The organism is Variovorax sp. 20P10.2.4 (genome assembly GCF_058244205.1).
The window spans coordinates 1-13,891 of record NZ_JBZAYE010000154.1 but is presented as its reverse complement, the minus strand read 5'-3'; the positions used below and the strand labels follow the sequence as shown (position 1 = coordinate 13,891).

Below are 13,891 nucleotides of genomic sequence, written 5' to 3'. Positions count from 1 at the left end.
GCCAGCGGCAGTCCGAGGCGGCGGCCCACGTCAGACCGCGATGGTCTCGCGCCGCTGGTAGTCCGGCGCCACGCCGAACACCTGCGGTCCGCCCACGGCCTCGATCGCCTTGCGCACGAAACGGTCGTCGACCAGGTCGCGCGCCACGAACTTCGGATCGAGCGCGCGCAGGAAGGCGTTCTCGCCCTCGACCCGGGTGCCCTGCACGGCGCGCACCAGTTGCTCGGTGTAGGAGGCGAAGGGATAGGGCTGGAAATCGATGCGCCGCTGGCTCCAGCCCTTGTGACGCACCACGCCGCTGGCCTCGTAGCTCGCGTAGTCGGTGGCGGCCAGCACCTTGGCCAGGGTCTGCGGCGGATGCGGCGTGTAGCGCCGCTCGCCGGCGTTCGACAGCAGCCGTGCCGCGTCGAGCCGGTTGTCGCGCGTCCACAGCTGGGCCTTGACGATCGCATGGGTCACGCGCTGCGCCCACTCGGGCTTCTCGGCGATGTCGCGCTCGGCCAGGAAGGTGACGCAGCAGGCATGGTCCTTCCAGACGTCGCCCGAGAAGCGCAGCACCTTGCCGACGCCCGCGATCTCGGCCGCCGCGTTGAAGGGCTCGGCCACGATGAAGCCCGCGATGGAGCGCGCGGCCAGCGCCGACACCATCTCGGCCGGCGCCAGCACAACGAGGTTGACCTCCTTCGGGCCCACGCCGCCGCCGGCGCCCGCGCCCTTGGTGACGGCACTGAGGCCCTCGGCGCGCAGCATGTCCTGCAGCAGCACGTTGTGGATCGAATACCAGAACGGCACCGCCACGGTCTTGCCGCCGAGGTCGGAGAGCTTGCCGATCTCGGGCAGCACGGTGAGCGCCGAGCCGTTGACGTGGTTCCAGGCCGCGATCTTGGCCGGAAATTTGGAGCCGTAGCGCACCCACAGCGTGGCCGGCGTGAGCAGGTGGATCACGTTGACCTGGCCCGCGACGAAGGCCTCGACGATCTGTGCCCACGAACGGAACATGCGCGGCGCCTCGGCACGCAGGCCCTCCTTGTCGAACAGCCCGCGCGCATGCGCGATCAACAGCGGCGTGGCATCGGTGATCGGCAGGTAGCCGATCTTCACGGGCTGGTCGTCGCCCTTGAAGCCTTGCGCCATCGCATCGCCGGCCGAGAGAAAGGGCGCCGCCACCGCCGCGCCGGCCAGGGCCGACAGCCGCAGCATGTCGCGCCGCGTGAGGCCGCAGTCGCAAGCGGACGAGGCGCAGACATGGGTGGCGCGCGGCGCGGCGCCGTGGGCGGGATTCGGGTCGGTCATTCGACGGGCTTTCTTTCTGGCATGCCGGGTGGCGATTCGATGGAGGTATGACGGCGCGTGGCCTGCAGGGCGGCGAGGATGTCGAGCCGCAGCGCGGTGAAGGCGGCGCCATCGCTGCGCGGGCGCGGCATGTCGACGCGCCATTCGCGCACGATGCGGCCGGGCCGTTCGCCCATCAGCAGGATGCGGTCGCCGACGAGGATCGCCTCGTCGATGTCGTGCGTGACCAGCAGCGCGGCGGTGCGCCAGCGGTGCACCACATCGACCAGCAATTCCTGCATCTCGGTGCGGGTGATGGCGTCGAGCGCCGAGAAGGGTTCGTCGGCCAGCAGCAGCACCGGCTCGCGCGCGAGTGCCCGGGCCAGCGCCACGCGCTGTGCCATGCCGCCCGACAGCTGCGACGGATAGAGCCCGCCCTGCCCCGCGAGCCCCACGGCCGCGAGTGCGTCACGCACGCGGCGCGCGCGCAGCTCGCGTTCGAGCTTAGGCTGGCGCGCGAAGTCGAGCCCGAAGCCCACGTTGCGCGCCGCATCGAGCCATGGCAGCAGGCCCGGCTGCTGGAACACCAGCGCCGCGCGCGGATGCGGTGCGCTCGAGGCCTCGCCGAGAAAACGGATCTCGCCCTCGGCATGCCCGACGCCGGGCACCTCGAGCCGCGCGAGCTGCCGCAGCAAGGTGGACTTGCCGCAGCCGCTGCCGCCGAGCAGGCAGACGATCTCGCGCGGCGCCACCGCGAGCGACACGCCGCTGAACACCGGCCGCGCCGCATCGAAGCCGAAGGCCAGATCGCGTGCCTCGAGCACCGGGTGCGGCGCGTTCGCGGCCTCGTCGAGGCCGATCTCGGCAGCCAGGGCGCTCACGATGCGGACTGCGCCGCGCGGCGCGCGAGTTCGCCACGCAGTTGCACCACGCTCGGCGTCACGATCGGCACGAACGCCACCTCGCGCCAGTGCCGCGCCAGGCTCAGCGGCTGGTCGCGGTGGTAGCCACGGCCGCCGCTGGCCTGCAGCTCGAGCTGCACCGCGGCCTGCGCGATGTCGGCCAGCGCGAGCCGGGCGCGGAACAGCGCCTCGGGCTGGGTGCGGAAGCGGCCATCGGCGATGCCCGCGTAGAGCCCATCGACCGTGGCATCGAGCGCCTGCCGCTGTTCGACCAGCGATACGTCGAGCATCGCGCGACCGGCGCCGCCGATCTGCGCCGCGGTCGCGAGCGCGGCGCGCGCGAGCCCGATCGACAGCCCGCACTGGAGCCCGAGGAACTCGGGCCGCGCCGTGGGCAGGAAGCGGTTGGCCTCGTCGTGGATCAGTTCGTCGGCCGCGAGCCGCGCGCCTTCGATGCGCAGCGACGCGGTGTTGCTGCCGCGCAGCGCGATCAGGTCGAGGTCGGCGCTGCGTTCCACGCCCGCCTGCCCGCCCTGCAGCGCGGCCACCAGCGGCGCGCCGCCATCGGCACGCTGCACCACCACCGCGGCCACGAAGCCCTGCGGCCGCAGGTTGGTGCACCACGGCACGCTGCCATCGAGCCGCCAGCCGGGCGCTCCCTCCTGCCGCGTGGCCGTGATCTGCAGCGCCTCGATGCCGCCGAGGAACTTCATCGCGTTCGACAGCCCCGAGGCACCGGCCAGCGAGCCATCGAGCAGCGCGGGCAGCCAGCGCTCGCGCAGCGCCTGGTTGGGCGACTGCAGCAGGTATTCGATGAAGACGCGCTGGCCCCAGAAGGTGAAGGCCGCCGCGAGCGAATGGCCAGCCACGGCGGCGATGGCCTCGATGGCATCGCGCGTGTCGCCGCCCTGCCCGCCGATCGCGCGCGGCACGCCGAGGCCGAACAGCTGCGCGCCCGCGAGCCGCGGCAGCACCGCGTGCGCCTGCGCGTTGTCGCTGTCGAGCGCCTCGGCCTGCGCGTCGAGCCAGTGCCGGTCGGCCTCAGCCAGCATGGGCGGGCGCTGCGTCGGCGCGCAGGTTCTCGGGCAGGTAGGGCTGCAGCTGCGGATTGACCGCGCTGCCGGCCAGGCTGTTGGCGAAGTTGCACAGCGTGGCCAGGCTCACGCCGAGCACCACCTCGAGCACCTGGCGCTCGGAGAAGCCCACGCCGCGGAAGGCCGCGAGCGCCTCGTCGCTCACCTTGCCGCGGCTCGCGATCACGGCCTCGGTGAAGGCGCGCACCGCATCGAGCCGGGCCTCGCCCGTGGCCTCGCCGCGCTGCAGCGCCACCACGGCCGAGGCCGGCAATTTGGCCTGCTTGAGCGCCGCGGCCGAATGGCCGGCCACGCAGAAGTCGCAACCGTGGATGCGCGCGGCCGTGATCTGCAGCACCTCGCGCTCGGCCAGCGTGAGTTCGCCGCGCGCGGTGGTCTGGGCCACGCCGAGGTAGGTCTCGAGCGCCTGCGGCGAATTGGCGAGGATGCCGATCAGGTTCGGCAGGAAGCCGTTGTTGGCGGCGGCGCGCGCCACCAGCGCACGGCTGGCTTCGGGCGCGGAGGTCTCGGTGTGCAGGGTCAGGCGTGTCATGTCGGTGCGGCTCGTGTAGTGCGGAAACTGGCACCGATTCTTCGCGGCGCGCCCGCGGGCATCAATGACCGGGCGTCTCGGATCTGTGCCGGTTCGTCTCGCCCGCGGTCACGCCGGCGGCCTCGCTGCGGTCGAGCCGGCGCGCGCGCTGCCAGGCGCCCGGCTGCTCGCCGATCACGCGCTTGAAGGTGCGCGAGAACGCGGCATAGGAGTCGTAGCCCACGGCCTCGGCGGCCTGCGCGATCGACTCGCCCTGTGTCAGCTTGCGCGCCGCGATCTGCATGCGCAGCAGTTGCAGGAACTGCAGCGGCGACTGGCCGCAGGCCTCGCCGAACTGGCGGAAGAAGGCCGCGCGCGAGAGATGCACACGCTGCGCCATGTCGGCCACGCTCCAGGGCCGCTCGGGCGACTGCAGCAGCGCCGCCAGCAAGGGCGCGAAGCCGCGCCGGCGCAGCAGGCCCCAGAAGCCGCGCGCGTTCGCGTCGCTGCGCGCCACGTGGCGCAGGCCATAGAAGAACAGCAGGCCGGCCAGCCGGTCCATCAGCACCGAGGGCTCGGTGCCGGCGCGCAGCGCCTCGCTGCGCATCAGGTCGAACAGGGTCGCGGCCGAGGCCATCGCGAGATCGTCGGCGCGCAGCACCAGGCAATCGGGAAAGGACTGCGCGACCAGGTCGCGCAGCGGCCCGTCGAACGAGAAGAAGCCGCAGGCCAATGCCGTTTCTCCCAGCGCGGGACTGGCCGACAGCGGCTGCATCGCGCGCGGCGCGCAGTCGATGCCGGGGTCGGCATAGGGCGAGAGGAAATGCGGCACGTCGCGCATCAGGAACACGCCGTCGCGCGGCGACAGCGCCACCGATTCGAGCCCTGGCCGGTGCAGCCAGCAGCGGCCCTCGAGGATCAGGTGGAAGCTCGCGCGCGCACGGCCCGCGGTCGAGGCGCGCCAGCGGCCGCAGTACTGGCCCACGTGGAACAGCGTGGCGTTCCACTCGAGGCTGCCGAGCAGCCAGTCGGCCACCCGGTCGGCCTGGGCATCGAACCCGGCATCGGCCGACGGGCTGGCTGCGTCGGGAATGACGGTGAGGGAAGGCATGGGCCCGCCAGTGTGGCCGAGGCCGCGCGCGGCGCCAAAGAACGAATCGCTGTGAGCTTATGACCCGGAAATGGGCAAGGCGCAGGCGGCCAGGATGCGCCGCGCGGCCTCGTCGGACGAGACCCGGGCCGTGTCGATCACCAGCCGCGGCGTGGACCAGGGCGCGTAGTCGTGGGCCTGCACCGAGGCCCAGGTCGGCGGCACCAGGCCCGGCAAGTCGCTGGCACGTGTCTCGACGCGACGCCGGTGCTCGACGAGGTCGGCGCAGACCAGCTCGACCTCGATCGACGCTGCGCCGGTGGAACGCGCGACCTCGCGCCAGGCCGCGCGCGTGACCTCGAGCGGATTGACGCTGTCGGCCACCACGGTCTGCCCGAGCGCGAGGTTGGCACGCGCCAGCGCATAGGCCACGGCATAGCCTTCGATGCCGACGCTACCGCCGTGCTGTGCCCGTGTCGCGGCGATCGCCTGCTCGATCGCATCGATGCGCAGAAACACCGCGGGCCGCTGCGCGACGATGGCGCGCGCCACCTGCGTCTTGCCGACGCCGGGCAGGCCGGCGAGCACGATCAGCGTGGCGAAGGGGGCACTCGTCATGGCCGCGCAGCATATCAACCGCCGGCGGCCTGCAGCGTGATCCGCGCGCGGCCGAGCTCCGCGCTCACGGCGCCGCTGAGCGTCTCGAGGTCGAAGGGCTTGCGCAGCACGGAGTGCGAACCCACCACCTTCTGCACCTCCGCCATGTCGGCATAGCCGGTCGCGACCAGCACGGGCATCTGCGGATAGAGCCGGCGCGCGGCGGCCGCGAGCTCGGCGCCGTTCATGCCCGGCATCAGGTAGTCGACCATCAGCAGGTCGGGCCGGCGGCGCTGCAGCTCCTGCAGGCCGCTGTGGCCGTCGCTGGCCTCGCGCACGGTGTACTGCAGCAGGCGCAAGCCTTCGGCGATGCCCTGGCGGACCTCGGTGTCGTCCTCCACCACCAGCACCTCGCAGCGCGGGTCCTGCCTCGCGGGCGCGGTGCCTTCGCGCTCGCGCGGCAATGCGGTGTCGTCTGCCTGCTCGGGCTGCGACAGCGGAAAGCGCAGGGTCACGGTCGCGCCCTGGCCCGGCGTGCTGCGGATCTCGGCCTGACCGCCCGACTGGCTGGCGAAGCCGTAGACCTGGCTCAGCCCCAGCCCCGTGCCGTGGCCGTTGGCCTTGGTGGTGAAGAAGGGATCGAATACCTTCGACAGCACCGCGCTCGGTATGCCGCTGCCGGTGTCCTCCACGCTCACCAGCACTTGCGGCAACCCGTCGGGCGCGCTCGCCAATGCCGTGCGGATGGTCAGTTGCCCACCCTCGGGCATCGCGTCGCGCGAGTTCACCGACATGTTCAGCAGCGCCATCTCGAGTTGCGCGCCATCGAGCATCACCCAGAGTTCGCTGGGCCAGAGATCGAATGCCACCCGCACCTTCGAGCCGACCGAGACCTCGATGAGCTCGCGCAGATTGGTGACCAGCGCATTCACGCCATGCAGCCGCGGCACCAGGCTGCGCGCCCGCGCGAACGACAGCAGCTGCCCGGTCAGCCGCGAACCGCGCGCCACGGACTCCTTCGCGCGGCGCGCGTAGTCGGTCAGCTTGCCCTCGGGCGCCAGCCGCGCGATGAACTCCAGGTTGAGGTTGACCACGTGCAGCAGGTTGTTGAAGTCGTGCGCGATGCCGCCGGTGAGCCGGCCGATGGCCTCGAGCTTCTGGCCCTGCACCACGTTGGCCTGCAGCCGTTCGCGCTCGGCGATCTCGCGCATCAGCCAGTCGTTGGCGCCCGCGAGCTCGGCCGTGCGGGTGGCGATGCGCCCTTCGAGCTCGGCATTGAGCCGCTCGACCGTGGCCTTGGCGGCCTCGATGTCGTTCAGGTGGCGGCGCGTGGCGTACTGCCGCTGGCGCGCGCGCAGGGCGGAACGCGCGGCGCTCGCGAGCGTCTCGGGATTGAGCGGCCGCTCGAGCAGCACCGAGTTGCCCAGTTGCTGCAGCGAGGCCTGCGCGCTGGCCGAACGCCGCCCCGACTGGCGCATCGCCAGCACCACGAAGGGCAGGTCGGACCAGGCCGGTTGCCGCGCCAGGCGGGCGCCCAGCGCGCCGTCGAAGCCGCCCGCCAGCGACTCCTCGGTCACGATCGCGGCCGCGGCCGCGGTCTCCAGTTCCGCCAGCAGCGACGACGCGTCGGGGCAGACCAGGCATTCGATGGCCTGGCCTTCGAGCACGGCCCGGATCACCTGCGCATCCCGGCCGCGCGGTGCGAGGATCAGGATGCGGTCTTCCACACCGGCCCTTTCATGGGGTCGGCGTGGCGATATCGCTATCGCCCAGCAACGGCTGCGTGCCCGTGTAGCGGGCAGCGCCCGACAGCACCCCCTGGAAGTCGCTCAGCGCCTTGCCGACCTCGACGCCGTGCGGTCCGAGGCGGAACTCGCGGATCGATTGCTCGTGCGCGTTGGTGCGGCTCTTGATCACCGAGATCGCCTTCAGCAGGTTGCCGCGCGCCTCGAAGTACCTGAAGTTCAGCATCGCATCGCTCAGGTAGCTCAGGTCCACGTCGGCGCGCACCTCGCCCACGGTGCCATGCAGCGACAGGATCAGCAGCGTGGTGAGCCCGCGCAGGTTCAGGTAGGCCAGCAGCTCGTGCATCTGCAGTATCAGGTACTTGCCGCCGGGCATGGCGTGCAGGTAGGCATTGAGGCTGTCGATCACCACCATCTGCACGCCGTCCTGCTCCACCGCCATGCGCACCGAATGCGCGAACTGGCCCGGCGAGACCTCGGCCGGATCCAGCGTGCGGATCGAGATGTGGCCCGAACTCATGTAGGGCTCGACGTCGAGCCCCAGCGCCCGCGAGCGCTGCCGCAGCGTGCCCAGGCCTTCGTCGAACAGGTAGTAGGCGACCTTCGAACCGCGCCGCGCGGCGGCCACGGCGCAGCTGATCGCGGTGGTGGTCTTGCCCACGCCCGCAGGCCCGGCCAGCAGCAGGCTGCTGCCGGGCGTCAGGCCGCCGCCGAGCAGGGCGTCGAGCGCCGCGGTGCCCGTCGAGACCAGCCGCTCGTCGATCTTCTGCTCGTGCTCGCTGGCCACCAGCCGCGGAAACACCTGCAGCCCGCCGCGGTCGAGGTTGAAGTCGTGCTCGCCGCTGCGGAACTTCACGCCGCGCAGCTTCACCACGCGCAGCCGCCGCTTGTCGGCGCCATAGTCGTTGGTGTTCTGCTCCAGGTGCAGCACGCCGTGCGCGATGCTGTGCAGGTGCTGGTCGCCATCGCCGCCCGAGCGGTCGTCGAGCATCAGCACCGTGCAGCCGCGCTGCGCGAAGAAGCGCTTGAGCGCGAGGATCTGGCGCCGGTAGCGCAGCGCGCTCTGGGCCAGCAGCCGCATCTCCGACAGGCTGTCGAAGACCACGCGCTGCGGCTTCTGCTCGTTGACCAGGCGCATCACGTCGCGCGTGGTCTCGCCGAGTTCGAACTCCGACGGATGCAGCACCGTCTGCTCGGCCTCCTCGCTGAGCCCCTCGTCGCTCACCAGGTCGTAGACCTCGATGCCGTCGAGCGACCAGCCATGCGAGGCCGCGACCTGGGTCAGTTCCTCGGAGGTTTCGGACAAGGTGACGTAGAGCCCGCGCTCGCCCGCGGCGCGGCCGGCCTGCAGGAACTGCAGCGCGAGCGTGGTCTTGCCCGTGCCCGGCGTGCCCTCGACCAGATAGAGGTGCTGCGCGGGCAACCCGCCGCCCAGGATGTCGTCGAGGCCGGGAATTCCCGTGGAGGTGAGGGATGACGAGGATGGCATGACAGCGAGGGCGGTTTTTTTGGAAGGAACACACGCCCGGGGCGACCGGAGCCTGTCTTCGTGCAACGCGAACGACCCGGGGAGGTTCTGGCCGGATTTTCCAATGCGGCATGCACCGCAACAGGGGCGGTTCGGGCACTTCGCGTGTAAGCCGCCGCCTCGTGAAGGCCCCGCGCGGCGGTGCCATGCCACCGCGATCGGTGGCGCTCAGCCGTGCGCGATCGCGGCCCAGGCCGCGGCGAACAGCGTCGAACCCGCGGCAGCCAGCAGTCCGCCCACCAGCCATTTGAGCGTGCGCGGCTGCAGCCGGTTGGGCAGCCGGTGATGCAGCCGCGTGGCCCCGTAGACCACCGGCATCGCGCAGGCCGCGAGCAGCGCGGCGCGCCACGAGAAGTGCCCGGTCGGCACCACGATCACGAGCCGCACCAGCGAGTTGAACGCGAACATCAGCAGCAGCGCGCGCCGCACCAGCTCGCGGTCCAGCGGCTGCCGGTACATGTGGAACACGATCGGCGGCCCCGAGCTAGAGAACAGCCCGCCGAGCACGCCCGAGAGGCAGCCGACGATGGCGAAGCTCTTGCGCCCCGAGATCGCGGGCAGCGGCTTCGCCTGCAGCACCAGCAGCACCGCGCAGCCGAGGATCGACACCCCCAGCAGCGCGCGCAGCCAGTCGACCGCGCTGCCGCTGAGCCAGGTCAGCAGCATCAGCCCGACGATCACGCCCACCGTGCTGCCATTGAGCGCCGGCTTCATCAACTGCCAGGGCACCGGGCCGGGCCGCGCGCGGAAGTAGGTCCAGGCATTGATCAGGCTCAGCACCGTGGCCGCGTTGGCCGCGTCGCTGACGCTCGCGATATGGAACACCGAGACCAGGCCGAGCAGGATCAGGCTGAAGGCGAAGCCGGTGAGGTTCTGGGCGTAGGTGGCGAGGGCGACGCAGGCCATGAAGGCCAGCACCGGCGGGGCGCCGGAGAGAAGGTCTTGCACGGGGCGGGCTTCAGCGGCGCGGGGCGTTCAGCGCTGGTGCGTCGACAAAGCCGTTGCGAAACCGCGGGAGCGAGGGGCGATGCGTGGGAAGCGATCCGGCTGGATCGGAAACGAACGGGGACACGGGCGAAGGCATGGGGAAGCGGGGGAGGCGCGATCGCGAGAGGAGGCGCCTGCATTTCGAGGGGGATGTCAGGGGCGACATCGGCCGTGAATTATAAGTAGGCCACCAGCGAGGGCCCGGGCCGCCGGGACACGCGCGGCCCGAACGCCTCATCGGAAAGGCGGTCTCGAGCCCGCGGTTCCCGCCATCACCGAACCAGATCACGGCCCCGATCAAGGGTCGGCCGGGCAGAAAACCCGCGCCAAAGATCACACTTTTTTCCGGAGATCGCAGCGCATCCTGACCAATTGTCGCGGCGCGCAAGCAGCCTTTACGCTCTCTCGCCACCATCCAGGATTCGAGCGCAAGGCATGCCGCCAGCGACAACCAGAAACCCCGACCATGGCCCTTGCCGCGACAGCACCGGATGCGGACACCGTGATGCCGGGGCCCTGGCGGCATGCCATTGCGCCTTCCCGGTTGGAGCTCCCGGCACCCGCGCACAGGCATGTCAGCAAGATGGAAATGAAGACGCCCTCCCTCGACAGGCCCGATGGGGCCGGCGGGGCGCACGTGGCATTGATCGACGATCGGCACGGCGATGGCGGCCGCCTGCTCGGCCAGTTGCAGCGCATGGGCCACGACGCCGTCGCGTTCGCGGGACCGACGAGCTTCCTGGCCGCGCTGAGTGCCGGCGAGCACTTCGACCTGCTGCTCGTGGCGGTGGAGGACGAACTGACGCGCCGCAGCCTGTTCGCCGTCTGCCGCACGCTGGAACTGCCCACGCTGCTCGTGGTGCGCACGCGGCAGTGGGCGCAGCTCGCCTCCTGGCACGGCGCGCCGGGCTGGGACGACCTGATCGAGTTCGACGAGGTCCCGAGCGAGAGCGCGACGACCGAACTCGAATGGCGCCTGCGGGCGCTGCTGTCGAAGCAGCGGCCGCCCCGCAACGCGCCGGCCGCCACCTCGGGTTTCGGCGCCTGGGGCGACTACCGTTTTCTCGGCACGGCCAGCACGGTGCTGCACCGCCATCGCAGCATCCGGCTGCAGCCGCGCCAGTACGCCTTCGCACTGACCCTGTTCCGCCACCTCGGCCAGGTGGTCACGCGCGAATGGCTCTGGCAATCGGTCTGGCAGACGCCCACGCCGCGCGCCGGGGCGCGCGTGCTCGACGTCTGCGCCACCAACGTGCGCAGCCGGCTCGACCTGCGCGCCGAGAACGGCTTCGTGCTGCGCGCGGTGTACGGCCAGGGCTACCAGATCGTCGCGGTGCCGGCCGAGCCCGCGCAGCCATAGCGGCCGCCTTGCGTCAGGCCCGTGCGCGCAGCGTTCCGCGGCCCCAGGCCGCCAGCGTCTCCAGCCAGGCCAGCAGCTGCGCGTCCTCGACCGGCGAGCACAGCAGCTGGAACGACCGGCCCGCGCGCAGGGCGGTGGGCACGGCATCGACGGCCTGCAGCTCGCTGCGGTGCGTCACGTACACCAGCGGCAGCGCACGGCCGGCCGCGGCCTCGAGGTCGGGCACGCGCGACAGCGTCCGCCGCGCATCGGCATGCAGGCCCACGACCACGCCGTCGAACTTCTGCCGGGCATCGAAGGCGCCGACGAGGTCGGCGAGATGCACGAAGGGCACGACATCGGCCCCGAGCGCGGTGAGCGAATTGGCGGTGCAGGCACGCTGCAGCGCATCGGCGTCGACCAGCGCGATCCGCAGCCCGAGCTGGACGCGCTTGCCCATCGAAACACCGCCGTGCGTCGCGCCGCGATGCGGGCTGGCCAGGGGGCGGCTCGGCGCCGCGCGCATGGCCTACTGCTCCCCCGCCACGTCGATCTCGACCCGCCGGTTGGGCTGCAGGCATTGCAGCAGCGCCGGCGATGCGCGCGTGCCCTCGCAGTCGCTGACCACGGGCTGGCGCTTGCCCATGCCGGCGGTCCGGATCAGCTTGCGCTCGATGCCCTGCTGCACGAGCAGGTCGCGCACGGTGTTCGCGCGCGCGAGCGACAGGGCCTCGTTGTAGGCATCGCCGCCGAGCCGGTCGGTGTGGCCGGTCACGACGACGTAGTGCAGCGCGCGGAAGCCGTGGCGCAGCTCGCCGGCCAGGCGCTCCACCCGTGCACGGCCCTCGGGCAGCAGGTCGGTGGCCGCGGCGCCGTCGAAGCGGAACAGGCCGTCGGCGCTGAGCGTGAGCTTCTGCGGCGGCGCAAGCCTGGTGCTGGCGGGAATCGGCGTGGCCGCGGGCGGCTGCGCGAGCAGCGCGCACTCGGGGTTCTTCCACCATGCGCCGGTCGCCAGGTTGTCGGCATTGAAGCGCACCATGTACTGGCAGGTGGTGTAGTCGCTGCCCTTGCCGTTGTAGAAGTGGAAGATGTAGTTCCACTCGCGCACGCCCCACAGGCCCTCGCTGAAATGCGGCCAGCCCAGCAGCTCGCGCAGCGGGTCCTTGCCCATGCCGGGGCGCACCCGCTCGAACGCCTTCGGTGCCGGGAACGCGCCCTGCTTCCAGTTGGCCCTGGCCGGATCCGGAAACTCCTCGGGCTTCGGCGGCGCGGGCTGCTCCGCGGCGGCGCGCGCCTGCGCCTCCTTGTCGATCGCCGCACCGGGCGACGCGCAGCCCTGGATCAGCGTCCCCGCCATGACCAGCAGGGCCAGCCCCGCCGCCTGCTTCGTTCGACTCGTGCTCATCGTCCTTCTCCCCGTGCTCAATTGAAGACCCATTCCGCGCCCACCGTGGCCGACGCGCCGGCACGGCTCAGGCCGACGCCGCCGGTCAGGCTCCAGGCGTTGCTCTCGGCCGTGCGGCGGAAGCTCACGCCCATCGCGCTCTCGCCCTTGAAGACGCCGTAGCCCATGCGCATCACCGTCTTGCCCGGCACGTAGGAGCCCGGCATCTGCACCGCCATCGCGGCCGCGACGCCGGCGTAGGCATTGCGCGCCACGCTGCGGATCTCGTTGCCCAGCGCATTCGCGCGCATGTCGGTGTAGGCGTTGTTGACGGCGCTCGACTGGTTGAGCTGCTGCACGTTGACCGCGTCGGTGGGCGCGACGCCCGGCGCCACGTTCTGGATCGTCACCGGCCCGTTGGAGGCGCCATTGCCCATCGTCACGCTGTTGTAGTTGACGGTGCCGTCGGGGTTGGTGTCGTAGCGCACCGTGCTCTGCTGCACCGCCTGCAGCTGCCGCACGTTGACCGCGTCGGTGGCCTGCGTGCCGCCGGCCACGTTGGTGATCTGGCGCTCGTTGCCGCTCGCGCCGACCGACAGCGCGCCCTGCGCGGAAGCCACCGCCACGCCCGAGAACATCTCGCGCTGGCCGTTCATGCCCGCGCGGTCGGCCACCGCGCCGTTGCCCAGCGCCACGCCGTTGCTGCTCGAGGCCAGCGAGTTGCCGCCGAGCGCGAGGCTGCCCGCGCCGATGGCGCGCGCGCCGTTGCCGGTGGCGACCGCGCTGTGGCCCAGTGCCTCGGCGCGCGGGCCGATGGCCACGCTCTCGGCGCCGGCGGCGTTCGAGTCCGCCGCCTGCGAGTTGGCATGGAAGTACTTGATGCCCGAGCCGGTCTGGATGTTGTTGATGGCCTGGTTGGTCGCGTAGAGCTGGCTGCCGTTCACCGCGTCGGTGCTGGTGGCGCTGATCTCTCCGGCCGCGACGTTGGTGATCTGGCGCTCCTTGCCTTCCGAGCCCACGCTGACCACGCCCACCGGCTTGGCGCCGGCGAACTTGTAGGTCGTGCCCTGGATCGTCACCTCCTCGGTGGGCCTGGCCTTCGAGGTCGTCGAGTCGTTGCCCAGCGCCACGCTGTTGTCGGTGCTGACCACGGCACCGGTGCCGATCGCCACGCCCCTGTCGGCCTTGACGACCGCGCCCGATCCCACCGCGGTGCCGTCCTTGCCGCTGGAAGTCGGCGCCACGTAGGTGGTCGGCGACCCGGTGATCCACTTGTTGCCCGCGCTCGCGGCCTGGCTGGCCACGGCCTGCAGCTGCGCCACGTTGACCGCATCGGTGAGCGCCGAGCCCGCGGCCACGCCGGTGATCTGGCGCAGCAGGCCGTTGGCCGCATCGCCGACGCCGACGGCGCCCGCCGTGGCGGTGGTGGAGGCGATCGCCTT

Annotated in this window: 13 protein-coding genes; 1 reads left to right on the top strand and 12 read right to left on the bottom strand. The window is 71.7% G+C overall.

Annotation, left to right across the window (positions count from 1 at the left end; genetic code table 11):
• Positions 1 to 30: 30 nt before the first annotated feature.
• From AC27VN_RS16665 to AC27VN_RS16625, 9 genes are all read right to left on the bottom strand, one after another.
• A complete protein-coding gene (locus AC27VN_RS16665) occupies positions 31 to 1,293 on the bottom strand; it encodes an ABC transporter substrate-binding protein (protein ID WP_490877244.1) in 1,263 nt (420 codons plus the stop codon).
• Positions 1,290 to 2,153, bottom strand: a complete 864-nt coding sequence (locus AC27VN_RS16660; protein ID WP_490877243.1) for an ABC transporter ATP-binding protein — start codon at positions 2,151 to 2,153, stop codon at positions 1,290 to 1,292. Before AC27VN_RS16660 ends, AC27VN_RS16665 begins: the two co-directional genes overlap by 4 nt.
• Complete coding sequence (locus AC27VN_RS16655) at positions 2,150 to 3,226, bottom strand: acyl-CoA dehydrogenase family protein (RefSeq protein WP_490877242.1); 1,077 nt, start codon at positions 3,224 to 3,226, stop codon at positions 2,150 to 2,152. The genes AC27VN_RS16660 and AC27VN_RS16655 overlap by 4 nt, the downstream gene beginning before the upstream one ends.
• Complete coding sequence (locus tag AC27VN_RS16650; protein ID WP_490877241.1) at positions 3,216 to 3,800, bottom strand: carboxymuconolactone decarboxylase family protein; 585 nt, start codon at positions 3,798 to 3,800, stop codon at positions 3,216 to 3,218. The genes AC27VN_RS16655 and AC27VN_RS16650 overlap by 11 nt, the downstream gene beginning before the upstream one ends.
• A 61-nt stretch (positions 3,801 to 3,861) precedes the next feature.
• On the bottom strand, positions 3,862 to 4,890 hold the full coding sequence (locus AC27VN_RS16645; protein WP_431513723.1) for a cupin domain-containing protein: 1,029 nt from the start codon (positions 4,888 to 4,890) through the stop codon (positions 3,862 to 3,864).
• Between the two features lie 57 nt (positions 4,891 to 4,947).
• On the bottom strand, positions 4,948 to 5,487 hold the full coding sequence (locus AC27VN_RS16640; RefSeq protein WP_490877240.1) for a P-loop nucleotide/nucleoside kinase family protein: 540 nt from the start codon (positions 5,485 to 5,487) through the stop codon (positions 4,948 to 4,950).
• A 14-nt stretch (positions 5,488 to 5,501) separates the two neighbouring features.
• Entirely contained in the window at positions 5,502 to 7,193 is a 1,692-nt protein-coding gene (locus tag AC27VN_RS16635) for a response regulator (RefSeq protein ID WP_490877239.1), read from the bottom strand.
• 10 nt (positions 7,194 to 7,203) lie between these two features.
• Entirely contained in the window at positions 7,204 to 8,700 is a 1,497-nt protein-coding gene (locus AC27VN_RS16630) for an ATPase domain-containing protein (protein WP_208512860.1), read from the bottom strand.
• 207 nt (positions 8,701 to 8,907) lie between these two features.
• Positions 8,908 to 9,687, bottom strand: coding sequence for a sulfite exporter TauE/SafE family protein (locus AC27VN_RS16625; protein ID WP_296783803.1), 780 nt, complete (start codon positions 9,685 to 9,687; stop codon positions 8,908 to 8,910).
• Between the two features lie 628 nt (positions 9,688 to 10,315).
• Here AC27VN_RS16625 and AC27VN_RS16620 point away from each other — a divergent pair.
• A complete protein-coding gene (locus tag AC27VN_RS16620) occupies positions 10,316 to 11,086 on the top strand; it encodes a winged helix-turn-helix domain-containing protein (RefSeq protein WP_490877238.1) in 771 nt (256 codons plus the stop codon).
• A 13-nt stretch (positions 11,087 to 11,099) separates the two neighbouring features.
• On the opposite strand, the gene AC27VN_RS16615 is transcribed toward AC27VN_RS16620, so the two are convergent.
• From AC27VN_RS16615 to AC27VN_RS16605, 3 genes are all read right to left on the bottom strand, one after another.
• Positions 11,100 to 11,525 carry an ANTAR domain-containing protein gene (locus AC27VN_RS16615; RefSeq protein WP_296783808.1) on the bottom strand — a complete coding sequence of 142 codons (426 nt, stop codon included), beginning with the start codon at positions 11,523 to 11,525 and terminating at the stop codon, positions 11,100 to 11,102.
• Positions 11,526 to 11,594: 69 nt separating this feature from the next.
• Positions 11,595 to 12,470 (bottom strand): OmpA family protein, encoded by an 876-nt coding sequence (locus AC27VN_RS16610; RefSeq protein ID WP_398498128.1) that lies wholly within the window; start codon positions 12,468 to 12,470, stop codon positions 11,595 to 11,597.
• A 17-nt stretch (positions 12,471 to 12,487) separates the two neighbouring features.
• Positions 12,488 to 13,891: YadA family autotransporter adhesin (locus AC27VN_RS16605; RefSeq protein WP_490877237.1), on the bottom strand; the 1,404-nt coding region annotated here is incomplete at its 5' end.